We start from the raw sequence: 24378 nt of genomic DNA on the forward strand, positions 1-24378 counted from the left end.
GTCTTTTTTATCTCTGAGGTAAAGGGCCCCAATGTATTTACGTCTCTCATCACCATCTCCTTTCTAACTTTCGCCTCAGATATAACGCGATGCCATTAATCAGAAACAAAAAGAACAGCAGTACCATGATGGCCGCTGACGTTAACTCTGCGAACCCGCGTTCTGGGTTTTCAGACCAGAGAAAAATTTGCACAGGCAGAGCGGTGGCAGCGTCGAGAAATCCTTGGGGTATGTCGACGATGAACGCCACCATACCTATCATTAATAGCGGCGCTGTTTCACCGAGCGCTTGCGCCATACCGATGATTGAGCCGGTTAACATTCCAGGCAGGGCAAGCGGTACCACATGGTGGAAAACCACTTGAGTGTTAGAGGCTCCCATTGCCATAGCACCGTCTCGTATCGACGGGGGAACCGACTTTAAAGACGCTCGACTGGAAATGATGATTGTCGGCAATGTCATCAGAGTAAGCACTAAGCCACCAACCAAAGGAGTAGAGCGCGGTAAACCTAAAACATTCAGGAAAATGGCTAAACCGAGCAGGCCAAAAACGATCGAAGGAACGGCAGCCAGATTGTTAATGTTGATCTCTATAATGTCTGTCACCTTGTTCTTTGGGGCAAACTCTTCAAGATAAATCGCCGCCCCAACGCCGATGGGGAAACTCAGTAGTAACGCGGTGATAATGGTGAAGGCAGATCCCATAAATGCACCGGCGATACCCGCAACTTCAGGGTTTCGACTATCGCCATTGCTAAAGAAGAACTTGTTAAAGCTGGTTCTGATTCGCTGTTGTTGAGCGAGTTTCCTGATCCAGGATTGCTCTAAATCAGAGAGGTTCGAATTATTCTGATTCTTATAGAATTGGTTCACCGCATCGCCAGCGGGTAACCAAATTGTGATGCGGCCAGATGAGGAGGCCTGCTGCTCAATGGCGGATTGCAGGATGTATTCAGATTCCGGCGACAGTAGCTGATACAACTTGCGTCGCTCTGAGCGACTCTCAACCGAACTAAAATCTGCCTTAAGTCTGTCTCTAATGAGTTTGGTGGGGGAGTCAGACTGCGTCTTATCATTGATCACATAGCTCATCTTGATCTCGGTGATTGTGAAAGCCCCAAGACCTGCTGTGACGATGGCGACAAACAGGATGGCGAGAAAAGAGACCGCTGATATAATTGACAGTATTCCGTAACACTGAAAGCGACGCTCGGATTTTTTGCGCTTTATCAATGATTGACGAACCTTGGCATTTTTGTTTTGCGCAAGTGATAAAAGCGGATCATTCATATTGTTCTCGATACCTTTTCACGATGCGCAAAGCAACGATGTTTAAACACAAGGTGACCAAAAACAATGTGAGGCCTAAGGCAAACGCCGCTAATGTTTTTACACTGTCAAACTCCTGATCACCAACAAGCAAGGTTACGATCTGTACGGTAATTGTGGTCACAGACTCCAAAGGATTTGCGGTTAAGTTAGCCGCCAGACCCGCGGCCATGACGACGATCATGGTTTCGCCGATGGCTCTTGACACTGCGAGTAAAAGCCCGCCAACAATACCCGGTAGAGCAGCAGGTAATACCACTTTCTTGATCGTTTCAGAGCGGGTTGCCCCCATCGCCAGTGAGGCGTCTCGAATGCTTTGTGGAACAGCCCTTATCACATCATCAGATAGAGAGGAAACAAACGGGATGATCATCACGCCCATAACGGTTCCGGCCGCAAGGGCACTTTCAGAAGAAGCAGACTGGCTGCCGAGAGACTCGGCTATAAAGCGAATGTTCGGCGCGAGAAACAGGGCGGCAAAAAAACCGTAAACCACAGTGGGTATGCCAGCCAACACTTCCATTAACGGCTTTATTGTGGCTCTGACTCTGTCTGGGGCATATTCGGCCAAATAGATCGCACTACATAAACCAATTGGCGCTGCGACAGTCATGGCTATCACTGTGATAAGCAAGGTGCCTGCAAACAATGGAATCGCACCAAAAGAACCGCTTGCGCCTTGTTGGTCTGAACGAATCGCAATTTGCGGTGACCAGTGGGTGCCAAACAGAAACTCACTTATCGGGATCTGGGAGAAAAAAAGCAGTGATTCATACAAGACAGAGAGTACGATGCCAAGAGTGGTCAATATCGCAACAGTCGAGCTGCCAGCCAGTAAGGTTGTGACGGTTTTTTCTACATAGTGGCGAGCTCTAAAGCTGGCCTTAATTTTGTAGATGGCCAGGCTTGCAGAGGCGGCAAGGAGAAGAAAAATTAAGCCTGTGTATATCGATTGACTTAATGTCACCAGATGAGCGTAATAGCCTTGAGTTTGCGCCAGTTGGGATTGATAGGGAAGAGAGGTTTGATTCACGGCGTCGTTTGCGGTGATCCGCGCGTAGAGGAGCTCTTTCGTTGTCCCTATCTCTGAGAGCGGCATTAAGTGAGTAAAGTATTCCAATGCTAAGTGTTGGATTAACCTGGGTTCGACAACGTTCCAGAACAGAACAAAACAACCTACAGGCAGTACTGTCATCCACATTGCAAACCACCCGTAATAGTTAGGCAGCGAATGAAGATGACGAATACCACCGAGGTGTTGAGCTGCATTAAGTGACTTTGAACGAGCGATAAAGAAACTCAATGCAGCGCAGAGTACAATTGCCGAGAGCAAGTACATAGTATTACAAATTTGGTTTTAGGTTCTCGGCATCGTCACGGACTTGCTGCCATTCATTGATTGGCAGCGGGATCAGGCCTCTATCGGTCAAGTAACCTTCAGGTCCAATGGCGTCTTCACTTGTGAAGGCGCTGACGTATTGCGCGATACCAGGGATGACACCGACGTGCGCTTTTTTGACGTAAAAGAAAAGTGAACGTGAAACTGGGTATGAACCGTCGCCAATGGCGTCGAATGTCGGGGCAACACCATTAATTTTGGCTCCTTGAACCTTGTCTTGGTTCTGATCAAGAAAGCTGAAACCAAAAATACCATAGGCATCAGGATTACTTGATAGCTTCTGAACAATCAGATTGTCGTTTTCACCAGCTTCGACGAAAGCACCATCCTCTCTAATTCCGTGACAAGAGGCTTTGTACTTAGTTTTATCTGATTTGCTCAGTGCTTTCATAATTGGGTTGGTGTCACAACCAGCTTCCATGACGAGTTCAACAAACGCATCGCGAGTCCCTGAAGTTGGAGGAGGACCGAGCACTTCTATTTTCGTGTCTGGCAAGCTGCTATTTATGCTTTTCCATGTTGTGTATGGATTTGGCTTAAGTTCACCGTTATCGTCCGGCAGTACTTTTGCCAACGCCATATAAATTTCTTTAATCGATACATTCATCAGAGGCGACTCAACCGAGTTTGCAAACGCGATACCGTCATAGCCGATTTTAACCTCGATGATTTCTTCGACACCATTTTGCTTACACAGCTCGATCTCTGAGGACTTTATTTTGCGCGAAGCATTGGTGATATCGGGGGTATTTTTCCCCACTCCTGAGCAAAACAACTTCAGACCACCACCTGAACCGGTGGATTCTATTTTAGGAACCGAGAAATTAGATGATTTACCGAAGCGTTCGGCAACGACGGTAGCAAAAGGGTAGACTGTAGACGAGCCTACGACACTGATCTGATCTTTCGCTAATGAAAATGACGTGTAACAACAGGTAGTAAGTCCTACCAAGGCAACGAATTTGTGCTTAAGCATAACAGTCTCCTTAATCTGAATGCTGCTATTAAAGTAGTTGTTCAAATACTCAGGAGCCAGAATGGTAACTAAAAATTCATCTTAATTAATTTTGTACTGATAGACGGAGAGCTCTTTTAGGGAGCGGAGAGAAAAGCTTCCATACTTAAAGCTTGCATATTGAAGAACGTCTTAATATAGGTGTTCTTCGATACTCCTAGTAATTAGATATGTTCTAATGTAATAAAATCTGCAACTCATTTATGTCCAAAGATGAGTTAGTCCCTTAGGTCAATTTAAAGATAAGCAGCTGCGAATGAGTGCTTTACTCGTGGCTGCCTTCTTCTTTGACTTCATCTAAATCCATCTCTTCCTCAACCAGCTCCGCCAATTCATCAGCATGCGCAGTATGAGCATTTAATCCTTCGAGTAGTTCTTGCTCGGAAAAAGTCTTCTTATCCATTTCTGTAGCCTCACTAGTAAGCGATTTGATAGAAAGTATATCACTAATGTAGGGTTTACTTGGAAGGTTGTCAGAGGCTCTTTGAGGTACTTTCAGGTATGTTCTAGAGTTAAAGAATAAAGTAGGGGAGTTGGATAGCTATTTGAGCCGTGGCAAAAATGGGTCTAAGATAGTTGAGAGAGAAACTACTGTATAAGTCCACCTTTCGTCCACACTTAATCCACCCAGAAATGATGTGGTTATAGTGGGTTCAGGTAAAGTGGCTAAGTTTCAGTAAGTTGAAGAGAATTGAGAGCGTTTTTGAAGGCTCAAAAACGGTGAAACCCCGATGTTGGTAGCATCGGGGTTTCGAATTTTAAGATGTCTCGGATGGTAAGGCCGATAATCTTTATGCAAAAGGCTGGATTTAATCCGAATTAATTCCTTGGTAGGGAATTAGATGCGGATGAAGTCCATGTGCTCAACTTTTGGCTTGTAAGCGTGACGTTGAACGTCTTGTGGCTTAACTTTAACTTCAGCGCCGTCGATCACTAGAACGATACCTTCGTAGAACTCAGGCTTGTCCATTTGGTTAACAACGTCGTCGTGGTTAAGAACGATAGATACTGCTGCTTCTTCACCGCCGTATACAACTGCAGGGAATTTACCAGCGTGACGTAGGCGGCGGCTCGCACCTTTACCTAGTTCAGTACGTACTACTGCTTCAAATTTCATAGTATTACTCTCAAAAAATAATAGATTTTCATAATCACACTAACAATGCGACCTTGTTAAGTGTGCTAAACGCTGAAAAGAAATTGGTAGTAACTCTTCAAGCGAGCGCGGATACTATCACTCTATGTGTTTTCTAGCAACTCAAAATCATCTAAATCAGCGATTTTAAGGGCAATTATAATCAATCGGTTAAGATTGATTCAGCAGGGTCAAAACTAAGGTTCAAATTGCGTTCGTATCGAATGAACCGAATCTGAATAGAACCCTCACTATTGGTTAAGCCTTGCGGCCTTATTCTGTATCTCAAGTTAACAAAACAACGTTATTCATTGAGAGAGGAACACACTATGGGACCAGTAAGCATTGTAGTTATTACGCTAAACGAAGAGAAGCGCATCGGTCGACTAATGGAAGATCTTAGTAAGCAGACTCATAAGGAGTTTGAAGTGATCCTTGTCGATTCAAACAGTGATGACGCAACGCGTGATGTTGCTACCGCGTATGAGGCGTCATTACCAGCTCTTACTATCCATAAAATGGAAACAAGAGGTGTTAGCTTAGGGCGCAACACAGGAGCAAAATTGGCGAAGCACGAACGCCTATTGTTTCTTGATGCCGATGTTCAATTATCACCTAATTTTCTAGCTAACGCATTAAGCCAGTTAGAAGAAAAGCAGCTTGAAGTGGCGGGCGTATACATGGGTGCAAAAGATCTCGCACTGGTACATAAGCTTGGCTACGGCATGTTCAACTTGGGTTTATTCGTCACTCAGTTTGTCTTTCCTACTGCGGTCGGTGCGTGCATTTTCTCATCCAAGCGCGTACATCAACAGTTGAACGGCTTCGATGAACAAATCGTACTTTGTGAAGATTGCGACTATGTGAAACGCGCGAGCAAAACATGGCGATTCCGCTTCTTGCCGTTGACGTTTGGGTTTGATCCTAGACGTTTAGATGAAGAAGGCGCCTTCAAAATGGGAGCGACCTACCTGAAAGCAAATGTGCGACGTTTCTTCTTTGGAGAAATGCGTAACAACGAAATGGAATACAAGTTTGGTCACTACAAAGAGCAACAATAACTGAGTAACTCAATATGTTTGAAGGATTCAGCTTATTTGTCGGGGCCTTGCTAGATGCGTTGATTGGCCCCAATTTGTTTGTACCTGGCGAGCCGTTCTTGCTCGCTGCGGGGTATCAACTCCAGCAAGGCATTATTACCGGAGTGTTTGCGGTTTTACTGGGTGGTTTTATCGGCGATCAAGTGAGTTACTTTATTGGTCGAAGGTTAGGTATTCCCGCTCAGAGAAAACTGATTCGGTGGCAATCTAAAACACGCCGCCCAATTGCGCGATGTCGTCACTTGATGGCCAAAAAGGGTAACTATGTGTTGGCGTTTGCGCGTTTGCTTGGGCCCATCGCCTGGGTTGTGCCGTTTATTGCAGGCTCGCAAAAAATCAGTTGGGCTCGATTTAGCCTGTATTCCACCATTGGTTTGTTTCTTGGGGTTGGTCAGTTTGTTGCTTGGGGCTATTTACTTGGTTATGGAATAGATAACTTCCCAATACTCAACGAAGCTAAAATATTCTTAGTTGAACATAAGGCTATCTTAATCGCTGTAGGTGCGAGTGTCGGCTTCTATCTTATCGGTAGGAAATTACGCTGGCGTTTAGTGTTTACCAAGTTCACTGCGTTCTTGTTGGCATCGGTTTTGTACGCTAACTATGCCCATTTCTTTTTCTATTCCGACGACTTTGCGAATAAAGTGAGTGTGTCTGAAAAGGGGAATGAGTTTGTCACAATAGGCGAACTGCCTCTGAAGGCGTATCCGGGCAAATCAGCGGTGTTTGACGCTCAGGCTATTAATGTTGCTTACGTAGGTGAACATCCAAGGGCTTTAATGGCCGATTTAGGTTGGATTGAAAATAAAACCTTCTCTAGAAATGATTTAGAGATAAGTGATTATATAGAGTTGCTTAAGCTAAATACTCCACCAGTCTCTGATTTGTTCTGGAATGGCGTGCCGCAAGAGTTAGCGTTTCAGCTACCAGGCAACTTGCTAAAACGCAGTCATATCCGCTGGTGGCAGGCTGGTGTGGATTCAAATACAAATCAAAATCTATGGTTGGGTGCGCTAAGCTACGATGATGGTCTTCAGATAACACCATATTCAGGTATTGTTACGATTCTGCACAGTATCGATCCTAATGTAGACCATGAGCGAGACAAGCTTGCTGAACAAGTACTCAGTGCGCCTGCGAATGTATCTATAGACATGGCCGCTTATCATCCACCAACCATTTTAGATGGCGAGCATGATTATTACACCGATGGCCGAGTACTGGTGATTAAGAGTGAGCGAGCTTCTCGGTCAGAAATATAATTATTGCCTACAAGTAAAATGCTGCCTAATGCTGAGCAAAAGTTTGCTTGGTGATGTTAGCTCGATTCAATAAACATAGGGGTTTTAGGTAGAAAAGTTTTGGCATTAACTTTGCGATAACGCGTAGATTCACGAAATAAACTCAAGAGTCTGCGAGTTAAGCAAAGGAAGCGAAATGCCAACACTGAACTACCTAATTGAGATTGACGGGCTTGAAGATGAGTCGCTAGTCGTCCACGAATTTAACGGTTGCGAATCGCTTTCATCTGATGACCAAGAGTTGTGTATTGGCTACCGCTATGAGATTAATCTTGCTAGTCGTCGTCATGATCTTAGTGAAAATGACATTGTCGACAAAAATGTGCAGTTAAAGCTCTTCCGTAATGGTGTGTTGGAGCGAATCTTACATGGTGTGGTAAGAGAGTTTACGGTAGGAGATACAGGTCATCACCATACGTTTTACTCTTTAACTCTTGTCCCCTCATTAGAGCGCCTATCGCTAAGGCACAACAGCCGAATCTTCCAACATCAAACTTGCCCTGAGATCGTCTCTATTCTTCTTCAGGAAATGGGTATCAATGACTACTCCTTTTCGCTAAAGAATCAGTATCCGCAACGTGAGTTTTGCGTGCAGTATCGTGAAACAGACCTTGCGTTTATCAATCGATTGCTAGCAGAAGAAGGGATTATTTATAGCTTCTATCATGAGCAAGGTAAGCACACAGTAGTTTTCTCAGATACGAGTGAATCTCTACCAAAACTGGAAACTGCACTGCCTTATAACGCTTTAGCCGGTGGAGCGAATGATGAGCCGTGTATATCAAGTTTGCTAGAAACTAAACGCGTAGAAGTGAGTCGAGTTGAGCTGAGCGATTACAGCTTTAAGAAACCTTCCTATCGATTGATGCAAAAGAAGTTAGGGGTAGAACAAGAGTACCAAAACACAGAGCACTATGAGTATTTTGATTCTCCTGGGCGCTACAAAGAAGATGTAGTGGGTGAACTGATCAGTCAGACAAGGATGGATTATTTGCGCCGCAATGCGCATTCCGCAACCGCGAAATCCAATGCACTAGTTCTACAAGCCGGATTGTGTTTCTCGATAGAAGAGCACATTGATGATGAAATAACAAAGGACTGGCAGGTAGTTTCCATCAAACTACGTGGTACCCAGCCTCAAGCTCTAGAAGAAGAGGGGGGCAATGGTGCGACAACCTATCACAATGAACTTGTCCTCGTTCCCGCTAAATGCACTTGGCAATCAAAACCACAAAACAAACCAACTGTTGATGGTTCTTCAATTGCAATTGTAGTAGGCCCTGAAGGTGAAGAAATCTACTGTGACGAACATGGTAGGGTTAAGCTACATTTTCCATGGGATCGGTATTCTAACGGAGACGAACACAGTTCTTGTTGGGTAAGGGTTTCTCAGGGGTGGGCAGGTTCGCAGTACGGAATGATGGCGCTGCCGAGAGTAGGGCAAGAAGTGATAGTCTCTTTCCTGAACGGTGATCCAGACCAACCAATTGTGACTGGTCGTTCCTACAATGCGAATAATACACTGCCGTACGGGCTTCCTGAAAACAAAACCAAAACAGTAATACGCAGCGAATCCTATCAGGGCTCAGGTTTCAACGAATTAAGTTTTGAAGATCAAGTAGACAAAGAACAGATCTATTTGCACGCACAAAAAGATTTTAATGCTGAAGTAAAAAATGATTCGACGACTCACATCCACCATGACCAGCACTCTATAGTCGAAAATGATCGGTTCAAACAGGTTTTAGGTAGTGCCCATTCTACGACGGAAGGAGAAAGTCGAACCCAGATAAAAGGTACAACGAGTGAAGTCGTTGAAAGTAGCTCCCATCAACAAATCGGTACACTCTTCAGTGCAGATGTAGGGCGCGAAATTACCTTGAAGAGTGGCGCGAAAATAGTGGTCGAAGCAGGAGCTGAAATCACCCTAAAAGCTGGCGGAAGTTTCGTCAAAGTTGATGGAGGTGGTGTTCACCTCGTTGGTCCTGCCATAAATCTAAATGGCGGCGGTAGTGCGGGCAGTGGCAGCGACTACGCAGGACAGCTTGCTGAATTACCAATAGATGTGGAGTCTCCTCAAGCACCTGAAGTATCAAAAGCTGTAAGTTACCAAGCGCTACTGAAAGCAGAAGAAGCCAATGTCCCTGCAGTCAAACCTTGTCCTTTGGCAGGAGATGCCTGATGTTGAAGGACTGGTTTATTACTCAAGATGAAGGGGCGGCGTTCTGGTTAGCTGATAGTAAAACCCACACAGAAGCCGTAAAGGAGTTCGGGTTTGGTTTTGAAGATTCGAGACCTCTTTTTGAAGGCGAGATGTTTAATTCTGTTAAAGATTTATCACCATGGCTTATCCCTGTGACAGAAGAAGTGCTGTCACTACAAGAAGAAACAATTAATAAAGGCATTGGCATTCGAAGTGAACATAAATTCGAGGAAGTTGTAGAACATCTACAAAGTTTGCTCACGGCATCTCTCGAAGGTGAAGAAGTTCTATTTCGTTTTTACGACTCAAAAGTTGTCCTACCAATGCTTAAAGCTATGGACGAGGGAGAGTTGGCAAGTTTTATGGGTAACATCAGTGAAATTGCCTTTTTTGACGATGAAATCAGAATGTTTTCAAATCCACCTAAACCAGACTTTAAGCCGCAAAGCGAAGCTTGGTGGAAAATTCAGCCTCATCATCTAGCGGAGCTATACAACATTAAAGCCCACGCCCATGCGATAGAAAGAAGATGGTGGGAGCTGTTTCCACAACTAATGGAAAAGCTAGATACCCCATCAGTTGTCCTAATCGGAGCACTACAAAAAGGGATAGATGCTGGCTTTAAAATTGAAAAGTTAGAGTACGGTGCAATGGTTGAACTGGCCAAAATTACAGGCACACACATTTCAGAGTTTTCTAATCCTTTCCACTTAACATTTGAAGAATTAAAAGAGCTAGAAGCCATTAAGGAGAGTTGGGTATGAGCAGCGCCACAGGAGCTAGCCCTTACTGCGTACCATGTGAGAAGAAAACACACTGGATTGAAATACAAGTAAGGGATGAATTTAACAATCCGTTCCAAGGCGTTAGTGGTGTTCTCATTGATGGCGCTTGCAATGAGTACCCAATTACTTTGGGTGACTCCCCAATCCTTGTAGAAGATATCTGCCCAGGTGAAGTCACACTGAAACTAGACAGTAAGTCTTGGTTAATCGAATCTCAAGGGAAGGAGCGCAAGCCAAACTCAGAAGGTAATCCTACTAAAGACTTTGCCGATGAATACCAAGGACATAAAGATTCCAAACCTATTTTCTTTGAGGTTACAGCGGGTGATCTAACTGAACTGACTGAAGAACAAACATTACCGACACGTCATCAACAAGGAAAAGCCGATACATTTAAACTCGTCGCAGATAAGAGTTATGTACTTAAAGTAAAAGGCTTCAATTTTATTACTCTACGCGTAGGGATGTTCTTTGATGGAACAGGCAATAATACTTACAGCGCTCAATGGGGTAAGAAGCAGCTAGAGAAATATCAACCTAAGTGGCGTCAAATATACGATGCAGATTGTCAAGCAATCTCCGAAAAAAGGGGGTATCGAAAAAACAACGTACCTGTTACAGAATTGTCTGATGAGTGTTTTTCTTTTCCAGAAGAAGAGAATTTCTTGGTTAAATTGTTTACTGGGAATGACGGTGAAACTGAAACCGTAGAAGGTAGCGCGACAAATGAAATAACCAATGTGCAGAAGCTATTTGATTTATACAAGAAGTACGAGTTTTCTGCCGATAGTAAAATATACCATCACGCTGAGTACATAACTGGTATAGGCACAGGTAATGAAACAACAATTGCGCCCGCAGATGAGTCTTTACTTGGACAAGGGACTGGCATTGGTGACTATGGTGTGATTGCTAAAGTAACTACAGGTATTAAGAACCTGACGCAAACACTAGAACAAGATGTCTTTTCTACATTTCCTGAAAACGTAGATGGTTTCGATAAACTGGAACTCGATGTGTTTGGTTTTAGTCGGGGTGCTGCTGCTGCGAGGCATTTCATTAACATAGCTTTAGATGGTGAAAAAAACGAACTTTCAAACAGCATTCAAGGAGCAGTTAAGTCGTCGGGCTTTGTATTACCAGAATATTTTGACTGGTCTGAAAGTGACCCACAAAAAGCTAGTTGTGTCGTAACTTTTGCTGGCCTTTTTGATACGGTAGCTTCAATCGTCCATTTGGTATCGTTGGATTCAGATACTTTGATAGACATAGATTTTTCAACTCACCAAGATAGTGGGGATGTACGATTGTGGTTAGATACATCTCGTGTTTTGAAAGCTGTTCATCTTACAGCCGATCCAACACTAGAGTGTCGTTATAACTTCAGCTTGAATCACATAAACAAGCACGATAACTTTGTTGAGTTTGTTCTCCCGGGAGCCCATTCAGATATAGGTGGTGGGTACCAATCGACGCTTTCATATAAAAACAATAGCTTCTTGTTGCCAGAGCTAGAAATGAAGCGAATTAAGCGTATCAGTCGTACTTATTCGTCAAGCTACGAAAAGAAGCGAGTAACAGACTATATTGAGAGAAAACTCCAAGAGTTTATCGAAATAGACCAAAGAACTGGTTGGAACAAAACAGATTACTTTATTCCAGATTTTGATTATAGGAAAATGAACGGCTCCCAAAATATTGCTATTGGTAGTGTTTATATAAAGCGTAGAGTAAAAGGTGAGCTTTCTCGACTGTATTTGCGCTTAATGTATGGCTTAGCTAGCTTCAATAACGTTCCATTCTCTGATGAAAGTGAGTACATTTGGAATGATAACTCTCACTATACAGTAGAAGATTTAGGAGAATGTTCAGGCTTTAAAGAGTTAAATGAGAAAGCTCTTAACCTAGCATTGAATGGAGATAATGACGCCATTGAAAAGCTGCTTTCGAATGACAAAATAAAGAGAGAGTTCATGTCACTAAATCTAGTCCATCACTCATCAGATGATAGCTTTGCTTTTAAACCTTTATTTGACGAAAAGTTAAATGCGTATAAAAGAGCTAGCTATGAGGTATCGCAAGGGGAATAAAGTGAAAAAGACAAAGGTACTATTGAGTGTACTGAGCATATTTGTAGCATCGTGCAGTAACAATGTTCATTCAACTCCCGACAAAAACTGGTCTATCAGAGTTTCTATGCCGACATTTTATCCGGTTAGTATAACCCAAGCATATGGTATAAATGAAGGACAGGACTGGACTTCACCAATCCACAATATGATTACGACAATGAGTACGAGCAGGCTTTCTTCTGTGCGTAAGTGGATTCCAGAGTATGATGGATATGGTTTACCTATTGATAACTTCACTACAGTCTGGGGAAGGCAAGTAGCAGGTACAAACCAATTACCTGATAGCATTGTAATTAATTGGGTATCACTAGCTAATACTCAATTCTTTACAACTAAGTACACGCTCACAGATGATGTAAAGAGATTGAGCTCAGCGAAGGTAAGCTACACAAGAGGGGACGGATTTGTATTTGATTCATGTTACCGAACTGAATTTGTATTTGGGCTAAAACCTAATGGGAATGCTGAAATCTTTTTAAAAGGTTGCGGAGACTTAATACACATACAAGAATTAGCGCCTGAAATAGTAATGGATAAAGATATCCATGGGTTTGGGGTTGAGGATTACAAACAACGTTCTTACCTAGGAAGAATACAAAAAAGAGCTGAAGAAGCAGGTGTGACTTTGGACCCTATCCCATGGAATAAAGTTAATAAGGTTTATTCCAACTACGAAATCACCGAATTAAACTGATCGGCGAAAGATGAAGGTGTTTGGAATTGTAATGTCTTTTATGTCTAAGTTGATTGCAATGCTGCTATTTATAGCTCCAACACTTTCCCATGCATTTGCAAAAGTTCCTAGCGTTCCAGAAGACATGCCCAAATGGCGTATCGGCTATGCCATGTCTTCATTATATCCTGCGAAAATTACCGAAGCTTATGGGGTGAATGAAGAGCAAGATTGGACGTCATTTGTTCATAACGATATGCACTTTATGACAAGAACCGAGCTAAGTAAATTGAAGAAAAAGTTACCTGATTACGACGGCTATAGTCTCGTTTTAGGAACTCCAGTAACTATGAAAAGACAGGTTGCTGGTACGAAAACACTGCCAGACAGCGTATTTGTATATTGGGCATCGATAAGCAATACAAGATTCTTTGTGACTAAATTTGACTTAACTAAAGAGGTCAAAGCAGCGATGGTTACAAAACGGAAAATGACCACATGGGATGGCGCGATCCTAGACTGCTATCAAAATGACATTGTTTTTGGATTCTTACCTAATGGAAACACTAAGGTTTGGTTAGATGGCTGCGGCGAGTATAAATACGTAACAGAACTAATGCCAGATGCTGAGCTTGAAGCAGACTCGCGTGGTAACAATGCCGAAATTTACAAAGCTAACTATAGCGCGAGAATCACTGAAAGAGCAAAAAAAGCAGGCGTGATTTTGGACCCAATCCCTTGGGACAAAGTTAACAAGGTATACTCCAAATACGAAATCACCGAGTTAAACTGATATGCGAAAGATGAAGGTGTTTGGAATTGAATGTCTTTTATGTCTAACTTTATTGCAATGTTGCTATTCATAGCTCCAATACTTTCCTATGCGTTTGCGAAAGTACCAAGTGTTCCTGAAGACATGCCTAAATGGCGTATTGGTTATGCGATGTCTTCTTTGTATCCTGCGAAAGTGACCCAAGCCTATGGCATTAATAACACTGCTGACTGGACATCTTATGTTCATAATGACATGCATTTTATGCGTAGGAGTGAATTGAGTAGGCAAGACGTGGATGACTATGATGGTTTCGGGTTAGTTCTCGGTACACCGGTCGCCAAAATTGGTCAGGTAGCAGGGACTAAGACACTACCTGACAGCGTCTATATCTATTGGGCTTCTATTTCAAATCAGAGGTTTTTTGCTACCAAGTGGGATTTGTCATCGGACATTAAGAAGATGATGAGTACCAAAGAAACTTATACCAGATGGGATGGCGTTGTTAGAGATTGTTATCGAACAGACATGATTTTTGGATTTCTGCCCAATGGAAATACTAAATTGTGGTTGCGAGGTTGTGGAGAGTATAAGTATATAACTGAGTTGGCACCAGATGCTGAGCTTGAAGCAGATACTTTTGGCAATAATGCTGCAATTTATGAAGCGAATTATAGCGAGAGAATTGCTGAACGTGCCGAAGAGGCAGGCGTTTCTTTAAAGCCCATCCCTTGGGATAAGGTCAATAAAGTTTATTCGGATATAAATTAGGTACCCCAATTAAACAAAAGAGCCCAGCATTACGCCGGGCTCTTCCATTTTATGAATTTTAAGATATGGTTAAGGTAATAATATAAATAATTCAGATTATTACCTATGTTGTTGATAAACAATAAATACATTCTTAACGCTTTAACGGGGACGCTAGAAGAGCGAGACAGTGGTATCAAAGTGGCGCTTGGCAGCAACGAAGTTGCTCTGTTGCAGTTTATGATTGAGCATCCCCATAAGCCACTCTCAAAGGCTCAGCTTCTCGATGAAGTATGGTACAAGAAAGGCGTGGTGGTAGAAGAAAGCAGCTTGCTCCATGCAGTATCGACTTGTCGTAAAGCACTAGAGGACCGCGGTGGTGAAATCATTACCACAGTTCGTGGTGTCGGCTATCAGTTTAATGGTCATGTAGAAAGCTACCAACCGCAAGAAATCGGTTCTCCGATTATTACCCGAGCGTTTAGCCCCAGCGAACCAAAGCAGCTTAAGCGCAATAATACCGCTTACCTCATTGCCTTTACACTTAGTGCGGCAGTCGGTTTTACGGCTTATAGTTGGTTGAGCACGCCATGGGTAGAGGCTGATTATCAAGAGAGCCGATATGTTGGCTGTGTTATCCCTCAACCTGGTAGTGAGAAGTCACTAGTAATGAACAACGTTCGCGCTTTTACTTCTGAGAACCAAACTATCTTGGTCGATCAAGAGGGGAATTCAATCAGCTTTATTCCTTCTGAAGTGGAGGTGGATTGTGAATAACAAAATTCTAGCGGCCAGTATTGCTTCGGGTTTGTTTATTGGCGTGTTGGCTGGCGTAGTAAACTCGCCAACTATCGCTCAAGCGTTGCAAAGTGATACCAGTTTACTGGTTAAATCGGATGACGATACTCACATCATTAAGATGAAGTCGGCAATTAATCTCAAACGCTCTGGTCAATACGAGATGTTCTTTTTGACGGAGGGAGATGTCGGCTTTAACTCGGCGGGAGAATACCACTTTACCCGCTATGGGCTTTCACTAATGCCAACTACATCTGAACAAGTCCTGCCTTCTTCGCAAAAAGTCTCACTGTTGGAAACGATGTTTTCACAGCGTGGGATGCATTCGTTAGAAGAGCTTAAAATGATTCCCTACTCCCAGAAGCAGATGATTTTGGTCGCTCCTAGGTACTCATACTTGTTTTCAAAGCGCGCTGAATAACGTCATTAATCAGATTTAAATCGCCGTAGTACTTTGCAAGTTACTACGGCGTTTTTGTCTATAAAACTTTTTTAAAATCAAAGGTTTGATTTTTCTTAAGGTTCGTTAAGGATTAATCATTCTCTGGCTGACAAAACGATAACTTTGTCAGAAAAATCTTAGGTATAACAAGCGACAACTTCCATCAATCAGAGTCGCACTATGAAAAATACTAAGACTTTATCCCTGTCTATTTTCTGTATTGGCACCACTATTATCGGTTCAACTGCTTTTGCAGAGACTATGGAAAGTGTCCCTGTTACCGTCGAGATCGCGAAGCAACAAATGACCGCTTCTAGTATTGAAGAAGTCGGTAAGCTGAAAGCGACAGACTCCGCAGCATTAACATTTAGTGCTGGCGAAAAATTAAAGCAACTCAACTTCAATGACGGCGATGTGGTTAAGAAAGGGGAGCTCATTGCTCAACTTGATGACTCGCAAGCGAAAGCTGAATTAGATAAAGCAGAAAGCTCATTGGCGCTCGCTGAATCAAAACTTGCTCGTGTATTAGCTTTGTTAAAGAAACAACCAGACTCAATGTCAGCTCAAGATGTTGAAGAGTTAAAGCAGCAAGCAAGTTTGGCAAAAGCAGATTTCAGACAAAAGAAAACTGACCTACAAAACTACCAACTTGTTGCGCCATTTGACGGGCAACTCACCAACTTTACTCATTCAGTTGGCAGCCGTGTTGAGGCTGCGACCGCTTTGGTTAGCCTTATCAAGCTTGATCCGGTTGAAGTGCATTACTCAATTTCTCAGGCAGAAGTCGGCAAAGCGCAACTTGGTCAGCAAGTGTCGGTGAAAGTGGATGCTTATGGTGAAACAGAGTTTACTGGCACGGTCGACTACATTGCCCCTTTAGTTGACGAGAACTCAGGTCGAGTCGAGGTCCATGCGCACTTAGATAACAGTGATAACAAACTGGTACCGGGAATGTTTGCAAAGGTTTCACAAAGTATCGGAGATGCGTCAGATGACGTAGTAGTTTCGCAAACAGCTGTAGATACGTCAGGTGATCAGCGATTTGTTTGGGTGATCGAAAACAACAAAGCAACCAAGCGTTCAGTTGAGCTAGGGCAAAACACCAATGACGGCTACGTTGTGATCGTGTCTGGATTAAATGCTGGAGAGCGTGTTGTTGTCACTGGCCGTCAAAACTTACATCAAGATGTACAAGTGGCTATTCAGCAAACCAAGTCTCCCGTAACTTTGCCAGCGAGAACCTTACCGGCTAAGCCTGAGAAAAAAGAACAGCAGGTAAAGCCAGTTGCTGAAACGCCTAACAAAGAAGCAAGCAAAATCGCCGAGCCTAAATCGGACAAGTCGACGGAGGTAACGAATGAAGCTGCCTGAAATATGTATCAAGCATCCGGTACTCGCTTCGGTGCTAAGTATCGCGATTGTGTTACTTGGTATCGTCTCTTACCAGAAACTGTCTATTCAGTACTTTCCTGAGCGTCAAACGGCTTCTGCCACGGTGAGCGCTTCAATTACGGGAGCGAGCGCTGAGTTTATGTCACAAAACGTAGCGGAAGAACTCATTACTGCCGTTACTGGGTTAGACAAAATCAAAACGATGACAACCGACTGCCAAGAGGGAAGTTGTTCGTTAAAGATTCAATTTGAAGACGGCATTAGTGATGTTGAATATGCGAGTTTGATGAACAACCTGCGTAGCAAAGTGGATGGTATCTCTGATTTTCCGCCTGCGATGACAGACAAACCAACGGTAACAGATGACTCATCTGATACTTCAATGCCAAGTAACATCATTACATTTGTCAACAATGGCTCGATGGACAAACAAGAGATGTTTGACTTCATCAATCAGCAAATCTCGCCACAGTTCAAGAATGTTCTAGGTGTTGGTGGAGTATGGGGGCCTTATGGAGGCTCGAGTCGTGCAATTCGAGTGTGGTTGCAGCCTGAGCGCATGGCAGCATTGAATGTCAGTGCATCCGATGTGGTTGGAACGCTAAGCACCTATAACGCAACTTTTACTGCTGGTACGATTAAAGGCGAGGTGCGTGACTTCTCCATTAACCCAGTCAATCAAGTCACTACCATTGAAGATGTTCGCGACCTTGTACTGCGTGTCGATAGCGGAAAGATCATTCGTGTTAGCGACATTGCGGATATCCAAATGGGTGAAGAAAGCCTAGAGCCAAGTATGCTTAACGTCGATGGCGATATGGCGATGTCTCTGCAAGTATTACCGCTTAAGACTGAAAACCCAGTGACAGTGGCGAACCGCGTCAAAGCGGCGATGGAAACGATGCAGATACCGGAAGGTATCGAGATGAAGATGGTCTATAATCAGGCCGACTTTATTGAAGAAGCGATCGACCAAGGTTTTATGACTTTAGTTGAGGCCATTGTATTGGTTTCCGCAATTGTCGTGCTGTTCCTTGGCTCGCTGCGTGTAGCGGCGATTCCTCTGATTACCATTCCAGTATGTGTGATCGGCGTGTTTGCGGTTATGGCAATGCTTGGTTTCAGCATTAATGTACTAACCATTCTCGCGATCATCCTTGCAATCGGCTTAGTTGTCGACGATGCGATTGTTGTTGTAGAAAACTGTTACCGTCACATTGAAGAGGGATCTTCCCCGTTTCAAGCAGCGCTGAAGAGCTGTAAAGAGATCGTATTCCCAGTTATCGCAATGACGTTAACACTTGCGGTGGTTTATCTTCCAATTGGTTTAATGTCTGGCTTAACCGCAGATCTGTTCAGGCAGTTTGCTTATACGCTTGCTGCATCTGTGATTATCTCAGGCTTTGTTGCGCTGACTCTATCTCCGATGATGAGCGCGTACATGCTTAAGTCAGTGACAACGTCACCAAAGTGGTTCCAGTGGGTTGAAACTAAGTTAGATGCGATGACTGAAAAGTACATGCTGTATCTTAATGCTTGGTTCAAACGTCCGGGTATGGTGCTAGGTGGAACTGCTGCTCTAATTGTTTTGTCGTGTGTTGCTGTATGGTTTATGCCAAAAGTCCTTTTACCGACAGAAGATACAGGCTTTATTGAGGTCACGTCTCATGGTCCGGCGGGCGCAGGTCGTCTCTATGATCTGGAAAATGCCGAACAGATAAACAATGTGTTCAAAGACAGTGATGCGATTGAAGCAAACCTAGCTTATATCGAGTCAGCGCCAACCAACCATGTTCTACTTAAATCTTGGGAAGAGCGTGACCAAAGTGCTGATGAGATTATTCAAGAGATGATGGCTAAAGCGGGTGAAACGGTTTCAGCCTATTCAACTTCTTTCTCTGTGCGCTCTGCGGATAACCTAGATGTAGCAAGCAATCTCGTTCTTGAATTGACCACAGTTAACCGTGATTTAGATGCGTTATCTGATACCGCAGAAAAAGTAGTAGAGCTGCTAGAAAACTATGAAGGTCTTTCGAATGTAGACAACTCGACACACCGAGATCAGCTACGTTTTGACCTCTCCATTGATCGCAATGCAATTGTGCTGTCAGGAGTAGACTACGGCAATGTCACTAGCGCTATTTCTACCTTCCTTGGTTCTGTAAAAGCAGCAGATTTACAGGCAGAAGATGGTTTTACATACCCAATTCAGGTGCAGGTAAACCGTCAGGCATTAGGTGATTTCAAAGTTCTAGATAAGCTGTACGTAAGCTCTGACTCGGGTCAAAGACTACCATTGTCACAGTTTGTTTCGATTGAGCCTGTCACTGCGGAGTCAAACATTAAGACTTATGGTGGTAAGGATGCAGCAGAAATCACCGCTGATCTGATGCCAGGATTCAGTGCAAGTGATATTCAGGAGTACGTCGATGCTGAGTTGCCAAAACTGTTGAAAGTGGGCCAAAACTACGAATATAACGGTGTGGTCAAAGAACTCAATGAATCTGAAGCAGGAATGCAGGTCCTATTTGGCTTGGCACTGGTGTTCATCTTCTTGATTCTGGCGGCTCAGTTTGAAAGCTTTGTCGATCCGCTAATCATCTTAATTACCGTGCCTCTATGTTTGGTTGGTGCAGTACTGACATTAAGTGTGTTTGGCCATAGCTTAAACCTGTATTCAAAGATTGGCTTGTTGACCTTGGTAGGTCTAGTCACTAAGCACGGTATTTTGATTGTCGAGTTTGCCAACATTAAGCGTAAAGAGGGCTACAGTGCGATGACATCGGCTCTTATGAGTGCGAAATCTCGCTTACGCCCAATTCTAATGACTTCACTAACGATGATTATTGGTTCATTGCCACTTGCATTGGCGGATGGCCCTGGTTCATTAGGACGTACCAACATTGGCTTAGTTTTGGTTGGTGGCTTAACGGTGGGGACTTTCTTCTCGTTATTCATTGTGCCTATGGCGTATGTTGCGTTCGCTAAAGTGACTGAAAAATCGAAACGCTTTGAGCTAGCTACAGAGGGGTAAAGACGATGCTGCTAATCAACGGAACTCACATACTTGACGACACTGGCGGCTATATTCAAAGCCTTAAGAGCCAGATCCGTCACCCAATTGGTATCAATGAGATTTCATTGTTGACCTACATGTTTACTCATAAAGGAAAGGTATTGAGCAAGCATGAACTTATGGAAGAGGTTTGGCATAAACGCGGTATTGTCGTGGAGAGCAGCAGTTTGCTGCACTCCATATCCAGTTGTCGTCGCGGCTTAGAAGATCGCTCTGGTGAAATCATCCGCACAGAGCGTGGCGTGGGCTATGAATTTATCGGTACGGTTAAAAAGATAACATGCCTCTCTGAAGTTAAAGTTTCTCAGAATGAACCATTGGCAACCGAACAGAAGAAAACACCGCAGACTGATAAGCAGCGCAAGCTTTCCCCACCAAAAGTAGGTTCGTCAATCAGCTATAAAGCCGCTTCGGTGTTTGCTGCTGCGATTGTGATTGGCTTCTTTGGGACGATGCTAGCTAAAGAGCTACTGATCTCTAGCCAGTATGTTGCTAAAACTTATAACCAGTGCTGGTATGAGCCAACAAACAATGGCGAAAGAATCTATTACCAGAATCCAACGGTGTATCAGTTTGATGAGCTTAGCTTAATGCTTGATGAGCAGGGTCGTTCTGTCAGTTTCAGCAATCAAAGTGGGGTAGTGAATTGTGAATAAAGAAATTATCCTTGGCGCAGCGATATTGGGGTTAGGCGTTGGAGTCGGTATTGCCTTTAATACTGGTGATCAGCCAAACAGGCATTTTACCAGTAGCACGGTGGCACACATTCATATTGAAGAGCCATCAACTGTCTTCTCTACGTCTTTGCCAATGAGACTTGAACTGACATTAAATGAAAACAACACTTATGGCGTGTTTGCAATGTTACCGCAAAGCCAAGTTGGTTTTTCAGGCAAAGGGCAGTACAGCATGGACTCAGACGGAATATTGTTCATGCATGATACGCACACCCCACTTGACCTAGAGGGAGCGAAAGGAGGGGTGATTGAGCAACTGTTTGTTAGACCGGGTTCGTTTGATGGCCTAATGAACCTTATCGATATTGGTGATAAAGGCTCAATATTAGTCGGCAAGAAAGTGGCTTTACATTTGGAGTCATAAACATAGTTAAGAGAGAGCAGCGCCCTAGTGGCGCTGTTTTTGTATAGGGCTTAAGTAAGCGTTAAAAATCATAGCTTAAGCTCATCGTACTGTAGATTTCATCCGGTGATTGGTCTTCAGCAACGGTTGTGTTGTAGATGTACTCAACGTCGAAAACTAAAGACAGGTTCGCCATTAGGGTATTCTTGATGTATGCCTTAGTGTTGTAATGGGTGTTCTCTTCACCGTGTGCCACGTCAAAGGTTGCGCCCATTGAAAGCCTCTCCGAGAAAACAATAGAGCTATCGAGGGTAGAAGAAGCAATGACTTCATAATTCATTTGGTCTGGGTATTCAGAATCGAACGGCTGTCTTTGCGTGATTCGATAACCTGGACCAAGAGATATTGAGGTTTTTACGATGTCATTGTTAACCAAATAGACACCAATACCGCTCATTAATATCCACTGCTTACGGTAAGTACCATACAAGTCATTTTCAAATCGGCCAGCACCACGGACGAAGGTTTTCTCTGCAAAGTCATAGGTTGAACCCGCATTGACCGTATAGCGATTTGCCCCATCATCGGCATTGTCGGCGTCAGTATAGTAGCTTTCAAATGACGCCTTATGTAGCCAAGACTCTTGTTGATAATTGAGGTACAAAGCTGAATTTACAGAAAGAGAAGAGCTGGTGTTTTCTGTATAGATAAAGCCAAGTTTGGTTTGAGCGGTGAAAGGCGACTCTTCAACGTCAGAGCTTTCCTCGTCTTGTGCAAAAGAAAGAGAGGGTAACAGCAGCAGGCTTAAAATCGATGATAAGGCCGATAAGGTAAAAGGGACGTTTTTCATTTGTTAACAGAGCTGACATAGTTTTTATTCGTCAGTCTATTATCGAATTCGATAACCTTAGTCAGTACTGAATCACTCTAAATCATTCTCAACAACTAAAAAGCGACGCAGATTGCGTCGCTTTCATTGTGGTCTGACTCAAGATTGACTTAGTTCGATGTATTAAACGCAAGGACGGCTTTTAATCCACCCATCGAGCTTCTTGATAGCGCAAGCTTACCGCGATAACTGTGTGCCATTTCGTTAACGATATTCAGTCCAAGGCCAGTTCCTGGCGTAGTTTCGTCTAATCTTACACCACGCTTAAGTGCTTGCTGAATATCTTCATCGTCAATGCCGGGACCGTCATCCTCGATAATGATCTCAATGGTGCCCGGTTCATTTTCTTGAGAGTGGACACGAATAATATTGCAAGACCACTTGTAGGCATTCTCTAGCAAGTTACCCACCATCTCGTCTAGATCAGTTGCATCGACGGCAACTTCGATGTCTGAGTCGAGTTCATTAATCAAAGCAACACCTCGCTCGGCGTATACTTTGTCAAACGCCATCGAAATCGCATCTACGCGCTCAGAAGGATTAGCGCGAACAGAGAGAATATTTTTAGAGCCAGCCATTCGCGCACGGCCTAAGTGGTAATCAATTTGGCTTTGGATTTGATGAACCGGAGGCAAGAGATAGTCTCGTGTCTCCTTATCGAGCGAACCAATTTCATTTCTTAACACCGACAAAGGGGTTTTTAGCGCGTGAGAAAGGTTGCCTGCATGATGGCGAGCGCGTTCAAGCAATTCTTGGTAATGGAAAACCAGAGCATTGAGATCGGAAACGACCGGAGCCACCTCTTTCGGATACTCTTCATCTAGGCTTGTTTTATCTCCGGAGCGAAGCTGGTTCAACTCTTTTTGCATCTTGTTGAGTGGACTTAGCGACCATTGGACTTGCAACATGATTACTGCCAAAACACCGAAGTAGAGTAGAGCGAGAATAATCCACAGCTGACTCATTAAATCGCGAACAGTATCTTCAATGGGTTGTTCATCAATACCAATCAGAACTTCAATCGGCCCATCATAATCTGGGTAATAGAGCTTGGTCTTTATGTAGATGAGCTTTTCATCGCGAGCGCCAACGAATTCTTTACCGTTCTTTTTGCTCTCGATGCGTTGATCCCACAAAGAGCGTGAGCGAAGCAAATCTGTCTCGGTTTTCGCAGACCAATATAACCCGCTATACGGGCGATTAAAGCGGGGATCGGAAAGGCTAGATGCCAGAGTGATGTTGCCAGATTCATCGGCTTCTATCGCTGCGGAAATCTCATCCATATAAATGGATAACTGAGACTTTGCGTCGTCAGCCATATAGTTGAAGACTTGGTTAGGCACACTCACGCCAACCGCTATTACCATAGCCGTTAGCCAAACTACAGCCGCTAGAACTAAGCGGCTTTTTAAACTCAGTCTTTTAAGTAGTGAGCGTTTGTTATTCGGCATTAAGCTGGTACCCCAAGCCTCTCACTGTTTTGATGACTTTCGGTGCGATCTTTTTGCGAATTCGACCGATAAACACTTCGATAGTGTTTGAATCACGGTCAAAATCCTGTTTGTAAATATGCTCGACCAATTCTGTGCGTGAAATGACCTTCTCGGGGTTATGCATAAAGTAAGCGACAACTTTGTACTCCAACGCTGTCAGGCTAATCGCTTGGCCTTGCCACATCACTTTCGAAGTGCGGGTATCAAGACTTAAATTACCGACTTGCATAACAGGAGAGGCATTACCAGAAGCGCGGCGAAGTTGAGCTCGGATGCGGGCAATTAACTCGACCATTTCAAATGGTTTGGTTAGGTAATCGTCTGCGCCTGCGTTTAAGCCTTCTACGCGTTGAGTTAAGGTGTCACGAGCGCTAAGAATCACTACTGGCGTGTTAATGTTCTCGTCTCGAATGCCTTTGAGTACCGTTAGGCCGTCGAGTTTTGGCAGACCTAGATCGAGCACGATCGCATCCCACTCTTCTGAAGTCGCTCGGTATAGCGCATCAATACCGTCTTGAGACAGTTCAGGAACCCAACCGGTTTGTTCCAAAATGTCGACAATTTGTTCACCTAGACGCGGTTCATCTTCCACTACAAGAATTTTCATAAGCTT

The 24378-nt window shown here is 43.7% G+C and carries 22 protein-coding genes; 14 read left to right on the forward strand and 8 right to left on the reverse strand.

The window, feature by feature from the left end:
- Nucleotides 1-49: 49 nt before the first annotated feature.
- The 5 genes from pstA to rplY form a co-directional block, all read right to left on the reverse strand.
- The gene (gene pstA, locus AC6R00_RS22650; RefSeq protein WP_500642029.1) at nucleotides 50-1291 is read right to left on the reverse strand and encodes a phosphate ABC transporter permease PstA; all 1242 of its coding nucleotides are present in this window, start codon (nucleotides 1289-1291) and stop codon (nucleotides 50-52) included.
- Nucleotides 1284-2669 carry a phosphate ABC transporter permease subunit PstC gene (gene pstC, locus AC6R00_RS22655; protein ID WP_500642030.1) on the reverse strand — a complete coding sequence of 462 codons (1386 nt, stop codon included), beginning with the start codon at nucleotides 2667-2669 and terminating at the stop codon, nucleotides 1284-1286. Before pstC ends, pstA begins: the two co-directional genes overlap by 8 nt.
- A 4-nt stretch (nucleotides 2670-2673) precedes the next feature.
- On the reverse strand, nucleotides 2674-3705 hold the full coding sequence (locus AC6R00_RS22660; RefSeq protein ID WP_500642031.1) for a PstS family phosphate ABC transporter substrate-binding protein: 1032 nt from the start codon (nucleotides 3703-3705) through the stop codon (nucleotides 2674-2676).
- Between the two features lie 304 nt (nucleotides 3706-4009).
- Nucleotides 4010-4147 carry a hypothetical protein gene (locus AC6R00_RS22665; RefSeq protein ID WP_500642032.1) on the reverse strand — a complete coding sequence of 46 codons (138 nt, stop codon included), beginning with the start codon at nucleotides 4145-4147 and terminating at the stop codon, nucleotides 4010-4012.
- A gap of 435 nt (nucleotides 4148-4582) precedes the next feature.
- Nucleotides 4583-4861 (reverse strand): 50S ribosomal protein L25, encoded by a 279-nt coding sequence (rplY, locus tag AC6R00_RS22670; RefSeq protein WP_004746191.1) that lies wholly within the window; start codon nucleotides 4859-4861, stop codon nucleotides 4583-4585.
- Between the two features lie 347 nt (nucleotides 4862-5208).
- Here rplY and AC6R00_RS22675 point away from each other — a divergent pair, with 347 nt between their 5' ends.
- The 14 genes from AC6R00_RS22675 to AC6R00_RS22740 all read left to right on the forward strand — a co-directional run bounded on the left by AC6R00_RS22675 (nucleotide 5209) and on the right by AC6R00_RS22740 (nucleotide 21404).
- Complete coding sequence (locus tag AC6R00_RS22675) at nucleotides 5209-5940, forward strand: glycosyltransferase family 2 protein (protein WP_500642033.1); 732 nt, start codon at nucleotides 5209-5211, stop codon at nucleotides 5938-5940.
- 14 nt (nucleotides 5941-5954) lie between these two features.
- The gene (locus tag AC6R00_RS22680) at nucleotides 5955-7241 is read left to right on the forward strand and encodes an LssY C-terminal domain-containing protein (RefSeq protein WP_500642034.1); all 1287 of its coding nucleotides are present in this window, start codon (nucleotides 5955-5957) and stop codon (nucleotides 7239-7241) included.
- A 175-nt stretch (nucleotides 7242-7416) separates the two neighbouring features.
- Nucleotides 7417-9462, forward strand: a complete 2046-nt coding sequence (locus AC6R00_RS22685; RefSeq protein WP_500642035.1) for a type VI secretion system Vgr family protein — start codon at nucleotides 7417-7419, stop codon at nucleotides 9460-9462.
- The gene (locus AC6R00_RS22690; protein ID WP_500642036.1) at nucleotides 9462-10247 is read left to right on the forward strand and encodes a DUF4123 domain-containing protein; all 786 of its coding nucleotides are present in this window, start codon (nucleotides 9462-9464) and stop codon (nucleotides 10245-10247) included. The genes AC6R00_RS22685 and AC6R00_RS22690 overlap by 1 nt, the downstream gene beginning before the upstream one ends.
- Nucleotides 10244-12358 (forward strand): phospholipase effector Tle1 domain-containing protein, encoded by a 2115-nt coding sequence (locus AC6R00_RS22695; RefSeq protein WP_500642232.1) that lies wholly within the window; start codon nucleotides 10244-10246, stop codon nucleotides 12356-12358. The genes AC6R00_RS22690 and AC6R00_RS22695 overlap by 4 nt, the downstream gene beginning before the upstream one ends.
- Before the next feature lies 1 nt (nucleotide 12359).
- Nucleotides 12360-13094, forward strand: coding sequence for a DUF2931 family protein (locus tag AC6R00_RS22700; protein WP_500642037.1), 735 nt, complete (start codon nucleotides 12360-12362; stop codon nucleotides 13092-13094).
- Between the two features lie 31 nt (nucleotides 13095-13125).
- Nucleotides 13126-13866 carry a DUF2931 family protein gene (locus AC6R00_RS22705; protein ID WP_500642038.1) on the forward strand — a complete coding sequence of 247 codons (741 nt, stop codon included), beginning with the start codon at nucleotides 13126-13128 and terminating at the stop codon, nucleotides 13864-13866.
- A 39-nt stretch (nucleotides 13867-13905) separates the two neighbouring features.
- Entirely contained in the window at nucleotides 13906-14616 is a 711-nt protein-coding gene (locus AC6R00_RS22710) for a DUF2931 family protein (RefSeq protein ID WP_500642039.1), read from the forward strand.
- Between the two features lie 105 nt (nucleotides 14617-14721).
- Nucleotides 14722-15372, forward strand: coding sequence for a winged helix-turn-helix domain-containing protein (locus tag AC6R00_RS22715; RefSeq protein WP_500642040.1), 651 nt, complete (start codon nucleotides 14722-14724; stop codon nucleotides 15370-15372).
- Entirely contained in the window at nucleotides 15365-15814 is a 450-nt protein-coding gene (locus AC6R00_RS22720; RefSeq protein ID WP_500642041.1) for a hypothetical protein, read from the forward strand. Before AC6R00_RS22715 ends, AC6R00_RS22720 begins: the two co-directional genes overlap by 8 nt.
- 201 nt (nucleotides 15815-16015) lie before the next feature.
- Nucleotides 16016-17206, forward strand: coding sequence for an efflux RND transporter periplasmic adaptor subunit (locus tag AC6R00_RS22725; RefSeq protein ID WP_500642042.1), 1191 nt, complete (start codon nucleotides 16016-16018; stop codon nucleotides 17204-17206).
- A complete protein-coding gene (locus AC6R00_RS22730; RefSeq protein WP_500642043.1) occupies nucleotides 17193-20261 on the forward strand; it encodes an efflux RND transporter permease subunit in 3069 nt (1022 codons plus the stop codon). Before AC6R00_RS22725 ends, AC6R00_RS22730 begins: the two co-directional genes overlap by 14 nt.
- A gap of 5 nt (nucleotides 20262-20266) precedes the next feature.
- Entirely contained in the window at nucleotides 20267-20959 is a 693-nt protein-coding gene (locus AC6R00_RS22735; RefSeq protein WP_500642044.1) for a winged helix-turn-helix domain-containing protein, read from the forward strand.
- Complete coding sequence (locus AC6R00_RS22740; protein ID WP_004748771.1) at nucleotides 20952-21404, forward strand: hypothetical protein; 453 nt, start codon at nucleotides 20952-20954, stop codon at nucleotides 21402-21404. Before AC6R00_RS22735 ends, AC6R00_RS22740 begins: the two co-directional genes overlap by 8 nt.
- Before the next feature lie 61 nt (nucleotides 21405-21465).
- On the opposite strand, the gene AC6R00_RS22745 is transcribed toward AC6R00_RS22740, so the two are convergent.
- From AC6R00_RS22745 to AC6R00_RS22755, 3 genes are all read right to left on the reverse strand, one after another.
- Nucleotides 21466-22233: a DUF481 domain-containing protein gene (locus AC6R00_RS22745; protein WP_500642045.1), complete on the reverse strand. Its 768-nt coding sequence runs from the start codon at nucleotides 22231-22233 to the stop codon at nucleotides 21466-21468.
- A 149-nt stretch (nucleotides 22234-22382) separates the two neighbouring features.
- Entirely contained in the window at nucleotides 22383-23723 is a 1341-nt protein-coding gene (locus AC6R00_RS22750) for an ATP-binding protein (RefSeq protein ID WP_500642046.1), read from the reverse strand.
- Nucleotides 23713-24372, reverse strand: coding sequence for a response regulator transcription factor (locus AC6R00_RS22755; protein ID WP_004748768.1), 660 nt, complete (start codon nucleotides 24370-24372; stop codon nucleotides 23713-23715). The genes AC6R00_RS22750 and AC6R00_RS22755 overlap by 11 nt, the downstream gene beginning before the upstream one ends.
- Nucleotides 24373-24378 lie beyond the last annotated feature (6 nt).

Source organism: Vibrio sp. R10-SF1-ISO8 (assembly GCF_059833805.1).

Bases quoted from the DNA above. Each gene is read 5' to 3' on its own strand.
- pstA (WP_500642029.1), bottom strand. From the start codon at position 1,291: ATGAATGATCCGCTTTTATCACTTGCGCAAAACAAAAATGCCAAGGTT.
- pstC (WP_500642030.1), bottom strand. From the start codon at position 2,669: ATGTACTTGCTCTCGGCAATTGTACTCTGCGCTGCATTGAGTTTCTTT.
- AC6R00_RS22660 (WP_500642031.1), bottom strand. From the start codon at position 3,705: ATGCTTAAGCACAAATTCGTTGCCTTGGTAGGACTTACTACCTGTTGT.
- AC6R00_RS22665 (WP_500642032.1), bottom strand. From the start codon at position 4,147: ATGGATAAGAAGACTTTTTCCGAGCAAGAACTACTCGAAGGATTAAAT.
- rplY (WP_004746191.1), bottom strand. From the start codon at position 4,861: ATGAAATTTGAAGCAGTAGTACGTACTGAACTAGGTAAAGGTGCGAGC.
- AC6R00_RS22675 (WP_500642033.1), top strand. From the start codon at position 5,209: ATGGGACCAGTAAGCATTGTAGTTATTACGCTAAACGAAGAGAAGCGC.
- AC6R00_RS22680 (WP_500642034.1), top strand. From the start codon at position 5,955: ATGTTTGAAGGATTCAGCTTATTTGTCGGGGCCTTGCTAGATGCGTTG.
- AC6R00_RS22685 (WP_500642035.1), top strand. From the start codon at position 7,417: ATGCCAACACTGAACTACCTAATTGAGATTGACGGGCTTGAAGATGAG.
- AC6R00_RS22690 (WP_500642036.1), top strand. From the start codon at position 9,462: ATGTTGAAGGACTGGTTTATTACTCAAGATGAAGGGGCGGCGTTCTGG.
- AC6R00_RS22695 (WP_500642232.1), top strand. From the start codon at position 10,244: ATGAGCAGCGCCACAGGAGCTAGCCCTTACTGCGTACCATGTGAGAAG.
- AC6R00_RS22705 (WP_500642038.1), top strand. From the start codon at position 13,126: ATGTCTTTTATGTCTAAGTTGATTGCAATGCTGCTATTTATAGCTCCA.
- AC6R00_RS22710 (WP_500642039.1), top strand. From the start codon at position 13,906: ATGTCTAACTTTATTGCAATGTTGCTATTCATAGCTCCAATACTTTCC.
- AC6R00_RS22715 (WP_500642040.1), top strand. From the start codon at position 14,722: ATGTTGTTGATAAACAATAAATACATTCTTAACGCTTTAACGGGGACG.
- AC6R00_RS22725 (WP_500642042.1), top strand. From the start codon at position 16,016: ATGAAAAATACTAAGACTTTATCCCTGTCTATTTTCTGTATTGGCACC.
- AC6R00_RS22730 (WP_500642043.1), top strand. From the start codon at position 17,193: ATGAAGCTGCCTGAAATATGTATCAAGCATCCGGTACTCGCTTCGGTG.
- AC6R00_RS22735 (WP_500642044.1), top strand. From the start codon at position 20,267: ATGCTGCTAATCAACGGAACTCACATACTTGACGACACTGGCGGCTAT.
- AC6R00_RS22745 (WP_500642045.1), bottom strand. From the start codon at position 22,233: ATGAAAAACGTCCCTTTTACCTTATCGGCCTTATCATCGATTTTAAGC.
- AC6R00_RS22750 (WP_500642046.1), bottom strand. From the start codon at position 23,723: ATGCCGAATAACAAACGCTCACTACTTAAAAGACTGAGTTTAAAAAGC.
- AC6R00_RS22755 (WP_004748768.1), bottom strand. From the start codon at position 24,372: ATGAAAATTCTTGTAGTGGAAGATGAACCGCGTCTAGGTGAACAAATT.